This window comes from Pseudomonas zeae, assembly GCF_014268485.2.
Taxonomy (GTDB): Bacteria; Pseudomonadota; Gammaproteobacteria; order Pseudomonadales; family Pseudomonadaceae; genus Aquipseudomonas; species Aquipseudomonas neuropathica.
In genome coordinates this window covers 6,245,517-6,262,287 of the sequence record NZ_CP077090.1, presented here as the reverse complement: position 1 = coordinate 6,262,287, position 16,771 = coordinate 6,245,517, and the positions used below count along the sequence as shown (strand labels likewise).

The window sequence follows — 16,771 nt, the reverse complement described above, 5'->3', positions numbered from 1 at the left end:
GATCTTTTTTGCGGTGACTAAAAATAACAAATCGGTCACCGGTTGACCCTATGTGTCGCAAAAGTTGTTGAGGTACACTCGGGCTCAGAAAACAACATTCCACGAATCACCTGTTTAGATCTTGCGAGGTTTGCCATGGCTGACTACAAAGCGCCGCTGCGCGATATGCGCTTCGTCCTCAATGAAGTGTTCGAAGTCGCCAAACTATGGGCCGAACTGCCGGCCTTGGCCGAGACCGTCGACGCCGAAACCGTTGAAGCCATTCTCGAAGAGGCCGGCAAAGTCACCAGCAAAAGCATCGCACCTCTGAGCCGCGCTGCCGACGAAGAAGGCTGCCACTGGAAGGACGGTGCCGTCACCACGCCGGCCGGTTTCCCACAGGCTTATCAGACGTACGCTGAAGGCGGCTGGGTTGGCGTCGGTGGCGATCCGCAATACGGCGGCATGGGCATGCCCAAAGCCGTGTCGGCGCAAGTCGAAGAAATGGTCAACTCCGCCAGCCTGTCGTTCGGTCTGTACCCGATGCTGACCGCCGGTGCCTGCCTGTCGATCAACGCTCACGCCAGCGAAGAGCTGAAAGCCGCATACCTGCCGAACATGTACGCTGGCGTCTGGGCCGGCTCGATGTGCCTGACCGAGCCGCACGCCGGCACCGACCTGGGGATTATTCGTACCAAGGCCGAGCCTCAGGCCGACGGCTCCTACAAAGTCAGCGGCACCAAGATCTTCATCACTGGAGGCGAACACGACCTCACCGAAAACATCATTCACCTGGTGCTGGCCAAGCTGCCGGACGCCCCGGCCGGTCCTAAGGGCATCTCGCTGTTCCTCGTGCCGAAGTTCATGGTCAACGCCGACGGCAGCCTCGGCGCGCGCAACCCGGCGAACTGCGGTTCGATCGAACACAAAATGGGCATCCAGGCGTCCGCGACCTGTGTGATGAACTTCGATGAAGCCGTGGGCTATCTGGTCGGTGAGCCGAACAAAGGTCTGGCCGCGATGTTCACCATGATGAACTACGAGCGTTTGGGCGTCGGCATCCAAGGTCTGGCCACCGGCGAGCGCTCCTATCAGAACGCCGTCGAATACGCCCGCGACCGTCTGCAAAGCCGTTCGCCGACTGGCGCGCAGAACAAAGAAAAAGTCGCTGACCCGATCATCGTCCATCCGGACGTGCGGCGCATGTTGCTGACCATGAAAGCCTCGAACGAGGGCGGCCGTGCGTTCTCCACCTACGTAGCGATGCAGCTCGACACCGCCAAGTTCAGCGAAGACGCCACCACCCGCAAACGTGCGGAAGATCTGGTCGCGTTGCTGACGCCGGTGGCCAAGGCATTCCTCACCGACCTGGGTCTGGAAACCACCGTGCACGGCCAGCAGATTTTCGGCGGCCACGGCTACATCCGCGAGTGGGGTCAGGAGCAACTGGTACGTGACGTGCGCATCACCCAGATCTATGAAGGCACCAACGGCATTCAGGCGCTGGACCTGGTCGGGCGCAAGATCGTCGGCAGCGGTGGCGCTTTCTACAAGCTGTTCGCTGACGAGATCCGCCATTTCACCGCGACGGCCAGCGCCGATCTGGGTGAATTCACCAAGCCGCTGAACGATGCCGTCGACACTCTCGACGAGCTGACCTCGTGGCTGCTGGACCGGGCGAAAACCAATCCGAACGAAATCGGCGCGGCTTCGGTCGAATATTTGCAAGCATTCGGATACACAGCGTACGCCTACATGTGGGCATTGATGGCCAAAGCTTCGCTGGGCAAAGAAGCGCAAGACGATTTCTATGCCAGCAAACTGGGCACCGCGCGCTTCTACTTCGCCCGTTTGCTGCCGCGTATCCACTCGTTGAGTGCGTCGGTGAAGGCCGGTAGCGAGTCGCTATTCCTGCTGGATGCGGCGCAATTCTGACGCGATGACGTCATGTAAGCATTCTCTTACATGACGTGCTGCTGTTCTCCCATATGCGTAGATTGGATCCACGGCTAATCTACATTTCATGGACGTCGCGCAGGAAGCGCAAAGCAACAACACGGACACGTAGGATTCTGCCAGGGTGGCGGAGTGAAATGGATGTCAGGGAAACAGTCTGCAAAGCCCCGCTTCGGCGGGGTTTTCTTTTGCCTGAAGAAAAGTGCTCAGACCAGAGGATCTCTCTCTGGCCGCACTTCACGCTCCATCACTTCCTCCAGCAATGTCTGCAATAGCGCCAAAGGTGCCTGCTGGCGCTGCACATCGCGACAGACCAACCCAACTTTCAGCGGCACGCGCGGTTCGCTCAACGGTTTCCAGAGCAGATCCTGATCGTCGTATTCCTTCTGCGAACGCCCCGGCAGCACCGTCGCCAGTTTGGTGTGCGGCAGACTGTCGAGTATCCCCACCATATTGTTCAGTTCGGCCTGCACCTGCGGGCGTCGTCCGAGGTTGCTCAGTTGCGCCTGCCAGATCTGGCGGATCTGAAACTCTTCGCCCAGCAGCAACATCGGCAGTTCAGCCGCCTGGCGCATCGAAACTTTCTTGAATTCACGCAGCGGATGATCCGCCGGGATGACCAGCGTCAGCTCATCTTCGTAGAGCATCACGCCGTGCAGGCCGGGTTGGCGCGGCGGCAGGTAACTGATGCCGATGTCCAAAGAGCCGTTGAGCAGCCGCCGCTCGATCTCAAGTCCGGTCAATTCATAGATCTGCACCACCAGATGTGGCTGTGCCTTGCGCACCCGCTCAAGCATTTGCGGAACGAGACTGGTGTGAACCGTTTGCAGCACGCCAATTGCCAGTGTGCGCAAAGCCTGGCCCTTGAAGTTGCCCAACGCCTCACGCGCCCGCTGCAATCCGTCGAGCAGCGGCAAGGCGTGGTTGTACAACGTGTGCGCGGCGAGGGTTGGCAGCAGACGCTTGCTGCTGCGCTCGAACAGGGTAACGTCGAGGTTCTGTTCGAGCTGGCGGATCTGCTGCGACAGTGCCGGTTGCGAGATCGACAGGCGTTCGGCGGCGCGACCGACATGGCCTTCTTCGTAGACCGCGACGAAATAACGCAGTTGTTTGAAATCCATAAGTAATGCTTATCGAAAATGCTGGTAAATCGAAATGGCCCGCAGGCCTCAGTGAGCCTAGTCTAACCGCATTCACAAGGCTTACAGGGCCAGAAAGCGCGATGAATAGCGTTCGCTTCGACAGTGTTTGCATAGGCAGTTCAAAACACCTTAAACGCGGTGTTTTTCAATGAATCTGTTCAGTTTGCGGCGCCAGACGCCGAGTCTTGATGACCTCGCCTTTGAGGCTGATCCTTCTGATATCAACGAAAATCTGAGCACCGAACGCCTGATGCCCAGCGTCGAACGGCCGCAACAGGTGTTCGTTCGTGGTCAGGGTTCCTGGTTGTGGGACAGCAACGATCGTGCGTACCTCGACTTTTCCCAGGCCGGTGGCGCCAACAGCCTTGGTCACAGTCCTTCGGCATTGGTCAAAGCCATCAGCAGTCAGGCGCAGGCACTGATCAATCCTGGCTTCAATCTGCACAATCGCGGCATGCTCAGCCTCGCCGAACGTCTGTGCGCCAGCACCGGTAGCGATCAGGCCTATCTACTCAACAGCGGCAGCGAAGCCTGTGAAGCGGCGATCAAACTCGCGCGCAAGTGGGGCCAACTGCGTCGTGGCGGCGCCTCGCGAATCATTGTTGCGAAGCAGGGTTGCCATGGCCGCAGTCTGGCGACGATTTCTGCCTCCGACAGCTGCAACCTGCACAACCGTTTCGCGCCGTTGCTGCCGGGTTTCGATCTGGTGCCGTTCAACGACTTGCCCGCGCTGCACGCCGCGGTCGATGCGCAAACCGTGGCGATCATGCTTGAACCGATCCAGAGCGATGCGGGGGTGGTGCCGGCGACCGGGCATTATCTAAAAGGTGTTGAACGTCTGTGCCGAGAGCTGGGCATTCTGCTGATTCTCGATGAAGTGCAAACCGGCATCGGTCGCTGTGGCACCTTGCTTGCCGAACAGTCCTATGGCGTACGCGCCGATATCGTCGTGCTCGGCAAAGGCCTTGGCGGCGGTGTGCCCTTGGCGGCGCTGCTGGCGCGAGGCAAGGCGTGTTGTTTCGACGCGGGTGAACTGGGCGGCACGCATCACGGCAATGCGCTGATGACAGCGGCTGGTCTCGTGGTGCTCGACAGCGTGTACGACTGCAGCTTCCTGCAGCAGGTCAACGATAATGGCCAGCATCTGCGCGAAGGCCTGGCCCGATTGGCGCACCGCTACGACAACGGCGAATTGCGCGGCCAAGGCCTGTTCTATGGTCTGACCCTGTCGGACGATTCCGCCGATGCTGTGGTCCATGCAGCCCTGCACGAAGGCCTGCTGCTCAACGCCCCGCAAGCCAACTGTTTGCGCTTCACCCCGGCCCTTACCGTCAGCAAAACCAACATCGACGAAATGCTCCTGCGCCTGGGCCGCGCGTTCTCGCGAGTGCGCACCGCGCAACTGCAATGCCGTAAAGGGATTGCCGTCTGAGCTGAACTTTCCTACCCGATTTCCAGAACCGTCTCGCGGTATAACGCACGCCCCACGCCTGATTCTTTTGGCGTGGGGCGTTTTTTTGTGGCCGGGTTTTGCAGATGGCGTTTAGTGCTTGAGAGTTCGTCGTGCGAATGGTTTTTTAGAAAGTCCCTGCAGGGAATGCGGGGGCAGACCGATCGATATTTTCGAGACGGATGGCTTGGCAATCTATACCACTGGGTGGTATGTTTTTTGGAAGGGATACCGATGTCATTCAGGCTGTTCAAAACCAAGGGTTTTGCGATACGAGCCGGCAAGGCTTGGATCAGCGACGCGGAGCTCCGGGAAGCGTTTTGCGAGATGCTTGAAGGTCAGGCTGACAATCTTGGTGGTGGCGTCTGGAAGAAGCGGTTGAACGCCAACCGTCATCGTTCGATTGTTTTGGCTAAGGGCGGGCGTTACTGGATCTATCAAGTGCTGTTCGCCAAGAAAGATCAGAGCAACATCACAACATCTGAATTGAAGGATTTACGAAAGTTAGCCAAAGCCTATGCTCAACTGACCGAGGAGCAGATCCGGGATTTGTTGGCAATGAAGGAGTTTGTGGAGATATTTCATGAGTAAGAAATTCAAAAGTGAAGTTTTTGAATCGATACACGAATCAGCCAGCGCTCTACTGGCTGTCGGCGCAATCAGCAAGGCAACAATGCGGGAGTTTGATGAGTCGTGTCTGGCAACGGTTCCTGAAGCGATCCCGGCGGAACAGATCAAGGCTCTGCGTGAGCGCAATAATGTTAGCCAGCCGGTATTCGCTCGCTACTTGAACACGAGCGCGTCGACAGTCAAACAATGGGAGTCGGGAGACAAACACCCCAGCGGAATGGCGCTGAAGTTACTGAGCATCGTGCAGAAGCACGGACTGCAAATTCTTGGCTGAGCTAGCAGTTTGATACCGACACCGTGATTAGCACTGAACCCTGACGAACGGCGCAGGTCGATTAGCTTGTATGGCTCATGTGAGCCAACCCCCATTCAGGAGCTGACCCATGGACTTCATTCGCATCATCATCGCCATTCTGTTGCCGCCACTGGGTGTGTTTCTGCAGGTCGGGTTTGGCGGGGCGTTCTGGTTGAACATTCTGCTGACGTTGTGCGGGTATATTCCGGGGATCGTGCATGCGGTGTACATCATCGCCAAGCGTTGAGTATTGCTGCGCCTGATAGATAGCTTTCGCGAGCAGGCTCGCTCCCACAGGGGATTTGTGAACAACACAGATCCAATGTGGGAGCGAGCCTGCTCGCGAATGGGGCAACTCGGTTTTGAACGGGGCGCGGTGATCAGTCCGCCAATCCCATCACCCGCCGATAGAACTTCCACTCCTGCTCCAGCGCATGCGCCTGATTGGCCGCGCGGCGGAAGCCGTGGCGTTCGTCGGGGTAGTAATGCGCTTCGACGGGGATGTCGTTCTGCTCCAGCGCCGTGACCATGTCGCGGGTCTGTTGTGGCACGACCACGGCGTCCAGTTCACCCTGAAAGAAAATCACCGGTACGCGGATGTTGTTTGCGTGCAACAACGGCGTGCGGGCAGCGTAGCGTTCGGCGTCTTGCTCGGGATCGCCAATCAGCCAGTCCAGATAATCACCTTCAAATTTGTGCGTAGCTCGAGCTAATGCAACCGGATCGCTGACGCCGTACAAACTCGCTCCAGCGCGGAAGACTTGCTTGAACGCCAGCGCACATAACGTGGTGTAGCCACCTGCGCTGCCGCCACGAATGAATGCGCGATCACCGTCGATCAAACCCTGGCCGGCGAGATGACTCACCACCGCACAAGCATCCTCGACATCCACCTCACCCCAGCTCAGATGCAAGGCCTGCCGATATTCGCGGCCATAACCACTGCTGCCGCGATAGTTGAGATCGGCCACGGCGAAGCCGCGTTGCGTCCAGTATTGAATGCGCGGGTCGAGCATCGGGTAGCAGGCCGATGTCGGGCCGCCGTGGATGAACACCACCAGCGGCGGGTTTGTCTCGCCGCTCATGGCCGGATAAAAGAACCCATGCGCTTCGCCCGAACCGCTTGGGTAGCACAGGGTTTGCGGACGGCTGATGCGCTCTGCGGGTAAAGGCGCCACGCCGCCGGCCAGCACGTTCACTTTGCGCGTCGCCCGATCAATGGCGATGACCGCAGAAGGACTGATCGGCGAAGCTGCAATGCAGTAAATAAATTGTGCATCAAAAGCGAGATGACGGAAGCGACTGTAGTCGCCGGTGAAGTCGTCATCGCCTAATGTCAGACGGCCGAAACCGCCTTCACTCCAACTGGCTAAAACCGAATTTTCAACAGGCAACCAAGTGCAGCCGCCCAGTTGCCACGGTGCTGGCGCGTGATCGGCTTGCGCAGCAGGTAATCGCTCCAAACCGTCGGAAGTCTCAGCCCACGGCTGCCAGAATCCACCACGATCGGTCAGGCAATAAAGGCGATTGTCGGCATCGAATCGCGGTTGCTGAATGGACTCTTCAACCTCGGTGCCGGCAATGCATTGCGGCGAACTAAATGCACCGTCAGTCGAACGCTCAGCCACCATCAACCGGGTCGACGTCCACGGCTGATGCGGCCGACTCCACTCGATCCAGGCCAAACGCTGGCCATCCACACTAAGGATTGGCGCCGCATAAAAATCCGCGCCTTCAGCCAATAAATGCCGCGTTCCGTCAGCCAGATCAATGGCGACGAGCCGATGCTGATCTTGCTGTTCTTCGACCGCCAGCACCTGGCCGAAAGCAAAATGCAGATCGCCATAACGGCACTCGCCCGACGTCAATGCTTCAGGCTCGCCATCGAGGTTTTGGCGATACAACTGCTGATCCGCCTCAGCAACGAAAACCACCCCATCGGGTGTCAGACCAAACGCACCGCCGCCATATTCGTACACGCGACTGCGCACGCTAAAACCATTCGGCGTCAGACATTTCGCCAATCCATCGCGCCAATGCCAGATCCGGCAGGCGGCATCTTCAGGACGATATTCATTCCAGAACAGCCCGTTGGCACCGAGCTGCAGTTCGGCAAAGTCCATCCCGGCAGCGACGGCTTGCGAGGCGCTGAAAGGCTCAGCCTTTGGCGATGAGGCGCGAGTTTCGTTCATTGCGGAAGGCCAGTTGTTCGATGGTTTGAGTGGCAGTCTCGGCTTCTTCGCGGGCCTTGAGAATCACGCCGTGATGTTCGGACTTGCTGCACACCGGGTCGGCATTACTCGCATCACCGGTGAGCATGAACGCCTGACAGCGGCAGCCGCCGAAGTCTTTTTCTTTCTCGTCGCACGAACGGCACGGCTCGGGCATCCAGTCGTAACCACGGAAGCGGTTGAAGCCGAACGAGTCGTACCAGATGTGCTGCATGCTGTGATCGCGCACATTGGGAAATTGCACCGGCAGCTGTCGGGCACCATGGCAGGGCAAGGCGGTGCCGTCCGGGGTGACCGTCAGAAAAATACTGCCCCAGCCGTTCATGCAGGCCTTCGGGCGTTCTTCGTAGTAATCCGGGGTGACGAAAATCAGCTTGCACGGATGCCCTTCGGCTTCCAGCTTCGCGCGGTATTCGTTGGTGATGCGCTCGGCACGGACCAGTTGCTCTTTGGTCGGCAACAGACCGACACGATTGAGCTGTGCCCAACCGTAAAACTGGCAGGTGGCGAGTTCGACAAAATCCGCTTCGAGCGCAATGCACAGCTCGATGATGCGGTCGATCTTGTCGATGTTGTGCCGGTGGGTGACGAAGTTCAGCACCATCGGATAGCCGTGGGCCTTCACTGCGCGGGCCATTTCCAGCTTTTGCGCGAAGGCCTTTTTCGAGCCGGCGAGCAGGTTGTTCACTTGCTCGTCGCTGGCCTGGAAACTGATCTGGATGTGATCAAGGCCAGCCTTTTTGAAGTCGCTGATTTTCTGCTCGGTCAGGCCGATGCCGGAGGTGATCAGGTTGGTGTAGAAACCCAACTGCCGCGCTTCATGAATCAGCTCGGCGAGATCCTGACGCACCAGCGGCTCGCCGCCGGAAAAGCCCAGTTGCGCCGCACCCATCTCCCGCGCTTCGCGGAACACCTTGATCCACTGTTCGGTGCTCAGCTCTTTGCCCTGCTCGGCGAAATCCAGCGGATTGGAGCAGTACGGGCATTGCAGCGGGCAGCGGTAGGTCAGCTCGGCGAGCAGCCACAGCGGCAGGCCGACTTCAGGCTTGGGCGGCAGATCAGGCAAGTTCGATCCAGTGCTGCGCACGGGCAACCTCCATGAATTGCTCGATGTCGTCACCGAGCTCGGGCACGCCGGGGAACTGCTCATCGAGTTTGGCAATAATCGCCGCAACGTCGCGTTCGCCGTCGATCAAGCCGCCGATCAGCGCGGCGCTGTCGTTGAGTTTGATCATGCCTTCGGGGTAGAGCAGCACGTGACCTTTCTGCGCCGGCTCGTACTGGAAGCGGTAGCCGGGACGCCAGGTCGGGACTTTGCTGCGGTCGAAACTCATAAGGTGATTCCTTTATGCCAGACGCGTTGTTCGGTGACGCTGTGATACGGCGGGCGGTTCAGTTCGTAGGCCATGCTCATGGCATCGAGCATGCTCCAAAGAATGTCGAGTTTGAACTGGAGAATTTCCAGCATGCGTTCCTGGCCTTCGCGGGTCTTGTAGTGCTCAAGCGTGATCGCCAGACCATGCTCGACATCACGCCGGGCCTGACCGAGGCGGGTGCGGAAATATTCGTAACCGGCCGGGTCGATCCACGGGTAATGCTGCGGCCAGCTGTCGAGACGCGACTGGTGGATCTGCGGTGCGAACAGTTCAGTCAGCGAGCTGCTGGCGGCTTCCTGCCAACTGGCCCTGCGGGCGAAGTTGACGTAGGCATCGACGGCGAAACGCACGCCGGGCAGCACCAGTTCCTGGGAGCGCAGTTGATCCGGGTCGAGACCGACCGCTTGACCGAGTCGCAGCCAGGCTTCGATGCCGCCGTCTTCACCGGGGGCACCGTCGTGATCGAGCAGGCGTTGAATCCACTCGCGGCGGATTTCCCGGTCGGGGCAATTGGCGAGGATCGCCGCGTCTTTCAGGGGGATGTTCACCTGATAGTAGAAGCGGTTGGCGACCCAGCCCTGAATCTGTTCGCGGGTGGCGCGGCCTTGGTACATCGCCACGTGATACGGGTGGTAGATGTGGTAGTAGGCGCCTTTGGCGCGCAGGGCGGCTTCGAATTCGGTGGGGGACATTGGCGTGTCAGTCATGTTTGTTCTCCGGGGAACAACCCTAGAAATCTTTTCTGTTTGCACTGGCCGCTTCGCGAGCAGGCTCGCTCCCACAGGTTGATCGCATTCCAAATGTGGGAGCGAGCCTGCTCGCGAAGGGCCGCGCATCGGTATCTACGGCTTACAACACAATACTCATGCCATCGAACGCCACTTCTACATTACGCCGGGCCAACTCGGCACGCTCCGGCGAATCTTCGTCGAGAATCGGGTTGGTGTTGTTGATGTGGATAAGTACTTTGCGCTGCTCAGGCAACTGCTCCAGCACTTCGAGCATGCCGCCAGGCCCGTTCTGTGCCAGATGGCCCATCTCACGACCGGTGCGGGTGCCGACGCCACGGCGCTGCATTTCATCGTCATCCCACATCGTGCCGTCGACCAACAGGCAATCGCTGCCCGCCATGATCTCCAGCAACGGCGCATCGACCTTGCCCAGGCCCGGCGCGTAGAACAATTTGCCGCCGGTGTTCAGGTCTTCAACGATCAAACCGATGTTGTCCCCCGGGTGCGGATCAAAGCGATGCGGCGAGTACGGCGGCGCCGCGCTGCGCAGGGGCAGCGGGGTGAAACGCAGGTTCGGGCACGCTGCCACGGTGAAACTCTGGTCGAGTTCGATGCGGTTCCAGTCCAGCCCGCCGTTCCAATGGGTGAGCATCTTGAACAGCGGAAAACCGGTGCTGAGGTCTTCGTGAACCATGTCCGTGCACCAGACCTGATGCGGGCAGCCTTCGCGCAGGCTGAGCAGGCCGGTGGTGTGGTCGATCTGGCTGTCCATCAGGATGATCGCGCTGATGCCGGTGTCACGCAGGGCGCGGCCCGGTTGCATCGGGGCGAAGCTTTGCAACTGTGCGCGGATGTCCGGCGAGGCGTTGCACAACACCCAGTTCACGCCGTCATCGGAAATCGCGATGGACGATTGGGTGCGGGCCTTGGCATTCAGGCTGCCGTCGCGAAAACCTGCGCAGTTGACGCAGTTGCAGTTCCACTGCGGAAAACCGCCACCGGCGGCCGAACCCAGAATCTGGACGAACATGAACGCTCCATCATTTCTACGCGGAAAATAAAACGCCCCGGCGAGCCGAGGCGTTGCACTGCAATTCTACGTAAGCAGAACTCAGCGGCTGGCGAAGTACATGGTGACTTCGAAGCCGATACGCAGGTCGGTGTAAGCAGGTTTTGTCCAGGACATGGGTGTCTCCTTCAGGGTGGGTGGGATAGCGCTGTCCATAGGTATAGTCCACGGCAGCGCAAAGATGTTCCAAATAGTTAGGCGGCTATGTTACTCAAAATTTCACCGGGTTTGCCCGTGAATATTCGAGAAAGCTCCTTGCAGCCTCGGTAATGATCAATTTGTCGTTTGCCATGGGTTACCGGGTGCGGGGGCGCTGGCGAGACAGAGCCAGCCGCCTTCGGCGTTGATCAAGCGCTGCGCTGCGTTAAACAACGCCTGGCGATCGAGTTGGCCAATGGCGGCGAGTAATTGCCCAAGATGATCCGACGAGTGGCCTGCGAGTCTGGCCTGCCAGAGCAACTCGGCAGCATCTTTGCTGGATAGATTGGCGTCGTCGAATTGATCCGCGAGGTTTTGCCGCCGCTGGTTGAGGCTGACCTCATCAAGTTGTTCGATCAGCGCGGGCATACCTTTGAGGAACTGTTGAATGTGCTCGAGCAACTCCGCAGGTCTGGCGCTCGGAGATTGCACGCCGAACAGCAGGGCGGTTTGGCCATTCATCTGGCGAAGCGCACTGAACACCGCGTAGCCCAATTGCAATTCGACGCGCAGGCGCTGGTAGAACGGCGTCTGGCACACCTGCGCCAACAGTCGCCACGCGGCGTCCTCGACGATGTCGCGGCTGGCGGCGGGGCAGAACAACAGCACGGCGTGTTCGCTGGAGGCGGTATCGACATGGCGCCAGTGTTTTTGCGCGGTGATTGCCGCCGGCGCTGCCAGATGGTTGTCCGGGATGCCGGGAACCCGGCTCAGGGCCAGGCCCATGGCGGACTGGGTCTGTTGGCTCAGTCCCAGCGCGAGGCCGTCCCAATGCGAAGTTGTCCACAGCTGTGGGGCGTCGTCGCTGGTTTTAGCTGATTCCAGCGCCTGTTCCGGCAGCGCTTTCAGCAACTGGCGAATGGGGATCAGCGGCGTTTCCGCCTCACTACGCAACGAATCGGCGTCAACTTGCGTCAGACATTTCAGCGCATGCTCCAGGACGCTGGGCATTGGCTCCTGCAGGCCGTTGAGCTTGAGCAACCATTGATGCCCTGTGGTGCTGAAAGACAACTCGACTCCAGCCTCGCGCGCGTCTTGCTGAGTTTGCCGGAGACTGCGTTGCAATCTCGATTGCAGATCAGGGCTGGCGGCAGACTCAACCTGCCAACGCAGATAAATCGCGCCTTCATCGCCGCTGTCCGGCAAGACCTGGCTGAACTGCATCGGCGAGCGTTCGCGACGGCCGCGCGAGCGATCCTGAGCAAATGTACGAAGGCCACGGTGGGCGCTGGTCTGGCCGCGAATCAGGCCCGCATTGGCGAGCGGTTCGCTGGCGCGCAGAAATGGATTGGCAGCAGGTAATCGCCAGTGGGCGCTGAAGTTATCCACAACACCGATTTCACGGAGCAGGTGTTTGAGGGCGCTGATGCCGCTGTCGGACAGCCCACTCTCTTGTCGCTCGCTGTCGACTCGTGCCAGTTGCAGCGCACCGCTGACTTGTTGCTGGCGCTGAACCAGGGCCATGTATTCCGCCCGCAGCGGCGTCCAATCCTGTTGCGCGAAGAAGCTCAGCCAATCCTTTGCGCGTTCGCTAATGACGTTCATCGATTCGGCTGGTGCGATGAATGCCAGATGCAGCAAGGCTTGCCCGGCAAAGCAGTACAGTGGTGCGGCTTTCAGATCATCCGCCAGATTCTGCTCCTGCAGATGCGCCAGCAACCCACCGGGCTTGGCACTGTTCAGCCAGTGGCAGAGGAATGCCATTGCCTCGGCGGAAGACTCCGGCAAATCATCGAACGCAAACAGCAGATTGGCGCGTCGCTCAGCGGCCTGTTGATAACTTTTCACCGCCAGTTGCAGGGGCGCAGCCTGCACAATTTTATCCCCAGCCGGTAAAGCCGCTGCGAACTGCTCGGCCAGTGCGCGCAGCTCTTCAAGGCTCTGCGGCCCCACCAGGCTCAAGCTCATTTGTCCGGTGCGATAGAACTGCTGGTGGAAATCCTTCAACGCTTGTTGAAACGCTGGCAATTCGACTTTCAGGCTATCCCGATTCCCCGCATGAAATCCGCGCAACGGATGCTCTGCCGGTAAACCCTCATACAACGCAAACTGCTGCTGAGCCGCAGGATCTTGCGACCAGGCGACAAATTCCGCCTGCAACACTTCTCGTTCCCGCAGCTGATCGTCCAGATTCATACGCGGCTTGGCGAGCATGTCTGACAGACGCTCCAACCCCTCGCTGAACGAGCGCGTCGGCAGCTCAAAGAAAAAGTCAGTGGTGCGTTCGCCAGTGCTAGCATTCACTTTGCCACCGTGGCGCTGCACGTAGGCCATCAACCCTTCGTCCGCCGGAAAACGCTCAGTGCCGAGAAACAGCAAATGCTCGAGGAAATGCGCCAGCCCGGGCCACGCCAATGGCGCGTCATGACTACCGGCAGCCACCCGCAGGGCAGCGGCACTGCGCTTGAGGCCTGGCACATGACGCAGGGTCACGCGCAAGCCGTTGGCCAGGGTTTCGGTGTGGGGGCGGGGGTGAGTCGGCGCAGGCATGGGCACTTCCAGAACAGTGAAGTGCCCATGCTAGCGGATTAGCGCTTGTTCAGCGCGCCGTAAAGCTCCGGGCGGCGGTCGCTGAGGTAGCGATTGGCCGCGCGGGAATCGACCATCAACTGCCGATCCAGTTCGCCGACGATCAACGCTTCGTCCAGACCGGCCTGAGCAATACGGCTGCCGTCAGGCGCGGCGATGCTGCTTTGCCCGCAATAATGGATATCGCCTTCATGGCCGCAGTAGTTGGCGTAGGCCACGTAGCATTGGTTTTCGAAGGCGCGGGCGCGTACGGAGACATCGGCGATAAAATCGAACGGAATCATGTTCGCCGTCGGCACCAGAATCAGCTCGGCGCCGTCGAGGGCCAGGCGTCGGGCGTTTTCCGGGAATTCCAGGTCGTAGCAGATCAGGAAACCGAGTTTCCAGCCGTTCAGTTCAACCACCGGAAAATCGCCTTCACCGGGGCTGAACATCGAGCGATCAAGGTCACCGAACAGGTGCGTCTTGCGGTAATTGCACAGGCGCTCACCGTTGGCGTCTATCAACTGCACGGCGTTGTAGATCTGCCCGTCCGCCGTGCGCTCGGGGTAACCGTAGAGAATCGCCAAACCGGCCGACTTGGCAATGCGGCCGATCTGTTGCGCCCATTCCCCGTTGTAGACCTCGGCCAGGGTGCCGACCGCTTCGGCGCCAATGTTGTAGCCGGTCATGAACATCTCCGGCAGCACCAGCAGATCGGCGCCTTTGGCCTCCATCGCCACTTGATGCAGGCGTTGCAGGTTGGCGGCGGGGTCCAGGGGCAGCGGTGGACATTGGTAAAGGGCTACACGCATCAGGGATTCCTCTTACTCGGGCAGGGCGATAGGGCCGATGTCTTTGAACACATCACCCGGGCCCGGGTTCGCTTTATGTGTCGAACCGCCGAAATGCTTCATGATCCCCCACACCGCGTTGAGCGATGTCTGCACTGCGCCTTCCACCCACGCCGGTGTCCACGACACATCGTCGCCAGCGATGAAAATCCCGCGCTGCTCGGCGGGCATCTCGTCCTGCATGAAGTGCGCGTACATGCGCTGGTTGTAGCGATAGTGGCCGGGCAGGGCGCCCTTGAACGCACCGAGAAAGTACGGATCGGCTTCCCACGACACGGTGATCGGATCGCCGATGATGCGCGCGGCGATGTCGACTTTCGGATAAATCTTTTTCAACGCATTCAACGCCAGCTCAACGCGTTTTTCCACTGGGTGCGGAAGCATCTTCAAGGCGTCGCTCATCCACGAGTACGACAGGCAGATCACCCCCGGTTTGTCGTCGCCGTTGTCGAACAGATAAGTGCCACGGGTCAGGCGATCGGTGAGGGTCATGCTCATCAGGTCGCGGCCGGTTTCCGGGTCTTTGTCTTTCCAGAATGGCCGGTCGACCATCACGAAAGTCTTCGACGATTGCATATAACGGGTGCGGTCGAGGGCCATCCACATCTTCTGCGAGAACAGGGTTTCGTCGCATTCGATCTGGGTGGTCAGCAGCCAGCTCTGGCAAGTGGTCAGCACAGCGGTGTATTCGCGAGTGTCGCCATTATTGTCGGTGACCGCGAAACGGCCATCGGGCGCGTGAGCGATTTTCTTCACCCCCGAGCGTGGCGCACCACGGTGCAGGGATTTCAGGCTGGTGCCTTCCGGCCAGTGCACGCAACGCTCCGGCACATGCCGCCAGATGCCTTGTGGGACTTGCTCGACGCCACCGACCACCAGGTGCTGGTGATCGTCGCAGTTGGTCATCACCACGCGGAAGATTTCCAGCATCGAGTTGGGGAAGTCGGAATCCCAGCCGCCGGTGCCGAAACCGACCTGCCCGAACACTTCGCGGTGATGGAACGACAGTTTGGCGAAGGCTTCGGAGGTGGCGACGAAGTCGTAGAACGTTCGGTCGTCCCACAGCGGCACCAGGGTATTCCAAAGTTCTTTCAGGCGTGGCACATCGCGATCGCGGATGGCTTGCTGGATATCGGCGAACTGCGAGCCGGCTTCCAGTGCGTCCGCCCAGGCGTCAGCCACTTCCTGAAACAGTGCAGGAAGATCCGCCAGTTTTTGTGCGTAATGGGTTTTGCCTTCCAGGTCGATCACGGTGCTGCCGGAGGCCGGCGTCAGCGGGTTCGGGAAAGGTTTGGTTTCCAGGCCGAGCTTGTCGACGTAGTGATAGAACGCGGTGGAGGACACCGGGAAGCGCATGCCGCCCAGTTCTGCGACGATGCCGTCAGTGCCGTTGAACGCTTGCGAGCGCAGACGCCCGCCGAGCTTCGAAGCCTCGTAGACCACCGGTTTCAGGCCGAGCTTCATCAGCTCGTAAGCCGCTACCAGGCCGGCGATGCCAGCGCCGACGATCGCCACTTCAGCGCCATGATGATGTTCAGGAATAGTGCCGAGACCGGCCGGATGTTCGATCCAATCGTCGAACGCGAACGGAAAGTCCGGGCCGAAAATGGTGACTGGTTTCTTACCGTCTGCAGGATGGCGATTGTTCTTGTTCATGGCTGACCTTGCTGGCGACCCGACGCAGGATGCGCGTCTGAGTATAGGAAAAGATGCCAGCCATTCTAGGGAGCGTGGAACACGTTAATAAGACGCAAAGTGTCGTCGTTTTGCCAATAACCTGATCAATCTGACGATTGCGGGCTGCACACCGACCAAAATGTGGGAGTGGGCTTGCCCGCGAAGAGGCCTTATCAGCCAACCGAAATGATATGGCCAACTCTCAAACCGGCTGGCCCCGATCAACCTTGCTACTCAAAATAATCGAAGTCGTCGTCTTCTCCACCCCATCCACCCCGCCAATCTGATCCAGCAACTGATCGAGCTGCTCCGGCGAATCAGTGCGCAACCACGCCACATAATCAAACTCGCCACTCACCGCACACAGCTGCTGCACCTGCGCCATCGCACTCAACCGACGCACCACCTCTTTGCCGGAACGCGGCTGCACCTTGATCCCCACGTAAGCCTGCAAACCGCCATCGACCACCCGCTGACCCAGACGCACGCCGTAACCGGTGATCACTTTGGCCTTCTCCAGACGTGCCAATCGTGAGGTCACGGTGGTGCGCGCAATGCCCAACTGCCGGGCAAGCATGGCAACGCTTTCGCGGGCGTTGATTTGCAGGGACGCGATCAGTTGACGGTCGATCTCATCGAGCGCGGGTGGGCGGGTGTCGGGCAAGGGTGCGGCTC

At 59.5% G+C, this 16,771-nt stretch carries 16 protein-coding genes; 5 read left to right on the top strand and 11 right to left on the bottom strand.

The genetic code is table 11. The annotated features are described in order from the left end of the window. Nucleotides 1-135: 135 nt before the first annotated feature. Nucleotides 136-1,914 (top strand): acyl-CoA dehydrogenase C-terminal domain-containing protein, encoded by a 1,779-nt coding sequence (locus HU754_RS27635; protein ID WP_093429949.1) that lies wholly within the window; start codon nucleotides 136-138, stop codon nucleotides 1,912-1,914. A gap of 227 nt (nucleotides 1,915-2,141) precedes the next feature. On the opposite strand, the gene HU754_RS27630 is transcribed toward HU754_RS27635, so the two are convergent. Further along, a complete protein-coding gene (locus HU754_RS27630; protein ID WP_186619948.1) occupies nucleotides 2,142-3,056 on the bottom strand; it encodes a LysR family transcriptional regulator in 915 nt (304 codons plus the stop codon). A gap of 169 nt (nucleotides 3,057-3,225) precedes the next feature. Here HU754_RS27630 and HU754_RS27625 point away from each other — a divergent pair, with 169 nt between their 5' ends. The 4 genes from HU754_RS27625 (at nucleotide 3,226) to HU754_RS27610 (ending at nucleotide 5,699) form a co-directional block, all read left to right on the top strand. Next, entirely contained in the window at nucleotides 3,226-4,509 is a 1,284-nt protein-coding gene (locus HU754_RS27625; protein WP_186619947.1) for an aspartate aminotransferase family protein, read from the top strand. Nucleotides 4,510-4,761: 252 nt separating this feature from the next. Further along, nucleotides 4,762-5,118 (top strand): type II toxin-antitoxin system RelE/ParE family toxin, encoded by a 357-nt coding sequence (locus tag HU754_RS27620; protein WP_186619946.1) that lies wholly within the window; start codon nucleotides 4,762-4,764, stop codon nucleotides 5,116-5,118. Then, on the top strand, nucleotides 5,111-5,431 hold the full coding sequence (locus HU754_RS27615) for a helix-turn-helix domain-containing protein (protein ID WP_186619944.1): 321 nt from the start codon (nucleotides 5,111-5,113) through the stop codon (nucleotides 5,429-5,431). The genes HU754_RS27620 and HU754_RS27615 overlap by 8 nt, the downstream gene beginning before the upstream one ends. Before the next feature lie 109 nt (nucleotides 5,432-5,540). Next, nucleotides 5,541-5,699, top strand: a complete 159-nt coding sequence (locus tag HU754_RS27610; RefSeq protein WP_003228885.1) for a YqaE/Pmp3 family membrane protein — start codon at nucleotides 5,541-5,543, stop codon at nucleotides 5,697-5,699. 133 nt (nucleotides 5,700-5,832) lie between these two features. Here HU754_RS27610 and HU754_RS27605 read toward each other — a convergent pair whose 3' ends face one another. The 10 genes from HU754_RS27605 to HU754_RS27560 all read right to left on the bottom strand — a co-directional run bounded on the left by HU754_RS27605 (nucleotide 5,833) and on the right by HU754_RS27560 (nucleotide 16,760). After that, on the bottom strand, nucleotides 5,833-7,644 hold the full coding sequence (locus HU754_RS27605; RefSeq protein ID WP_186619942.1) for a S9 family peptidase: 1,812 nt from the start codon (nucleotides 7,642-7,644) through the stop codon (nucleotides 5,833-5,835). Beyond that, nucleotides 7,610-8,749: a pyrroloquinoline quinone biosynthesis protein PqqE gene (pqqE, locus tag HU754_RS27600; protein ID WP_016983158.1), complete on the bottom strand. Its 1,140-nt coding sequence runs from the start codon at nucleotides 8,747-8,749 to the stop codon at nucleotides 7,610-7,612. The genes HU754_RS27605 and pqqE overlap by 35 nt, the downstream gene beginning before the upstream one ends. After that, nucleotides 8,742-9,017 carry a pyrroloquinoline quinone biosynthesis peptide chaperone PqqD gene (gene pqqD / locus HU754_RS27595; RefSeq protein ID WP_007910068.1) on the bottom strand — a complete coding sequence of 92 codons (276 nt, stop codon included), beginning with the start codon at nucleotides 9,015-9,017 and terminating at the stop codon, nucleotides 8,742-8,744. Before pqqD ends, pqqE begins: the two co-directional genes overlap by 8 nt. Then, entirely contained in the window at nucleotides 9,014-9,766 is a 753-nt protein-coding gene (gene pqqC / locus HU754_RS27590; protein WP_186619940.1) for a pyrroloquinoline-quinone synthase PqqC, read from the bottom strand. Before pqqC ends, pqqD begins: the two co-directional genes overlap by 4 nt. 142 nt (nucleotides 9,767-9,908) lie before the next feature. After that, a complete protein-coding gene (pqqB, locus tag HU754_RS27585) occupies nucleotides 9,909-10,820 on the bottom strand; it encodes a pyrroloquinoline quinone biosynthesis protein PqqB (RefSeq protein WP_108225161.1) in 912 nt (303 codons plus the stop codon). 81 nt (nucleotides 10,821-10,901) lie between these two features. Beyond that, nucleotides 10,902-10,976, bottom strand: coding sequence for a pyrroloquinoline quinone precursor peptide PqqA (pqqA, locus tag HU754_RS27580; protein WP_003422658.1), 75 nt, complete (start codon nucleotides 10,974-10,976; stop codon nucleotides 10,902-10,904). Nucleotides 10,977-11,132: 156 nt separating this feature from the next. Then, nucleotides 11,133-13,547: a pyrroloquinoline quinone biosynthesis protein PqqF gene (pqqF, locus tag HU754_RS27575; protein ID WP_186619938.1), complete on the bottom strand. Its 2,415-nt coding sequence runs from the start codon at nucleotides 13,545-13,547 to the stop codon at nucleotides 11,133-11,135. A 38-nt stretch (nucleotides 13,548-13,585) separates the two neighbouring features. Next, nucleotides 13,586-14,380 carry a carbon-nitrogen hydrolase family protein gene (locus HU754_RS27570; protein WP_093429956.1) on the bottom strand — a complete coding sequence of 265 codons (795 nt, stop codon included), beginning with the start codon at nucleotides 14,378-14,380 and terminating at the stop codon, nucleotides 13,586-13,588. Between the two features lie 12 nt (nucleotides 14,381-14,392). Further along, the gene (locus HU754_RS27565) at nucleotides 14,393-16,075 is read right to left on the bottom strand and encodes a flavin monoamine oxidase family protein (protein ID WP_093429957.1); all 1,683 of its coding nucleotides are present in this window, start codon (nucleotides 16,073-16,075) and stop codon (nucleotides 14,393-14,395) included. Between the two features lie 223 nt (nucleotides 16,076-16,298). Then, nucleotides 16,299-16,760: an Lrp/AsnC family transcriptional regulator gene (locus HU754_RS27560; protein ID WP_186619936.1), complete on the bottom strand. Its 462-nt coding sequence runs from the start codon at nucleotides 16,758-16,760 to the stop codon at nucleotides 16,299-16,301. Nucleotides 16,761-16,771: the final 11 nt, after the last annotated feature.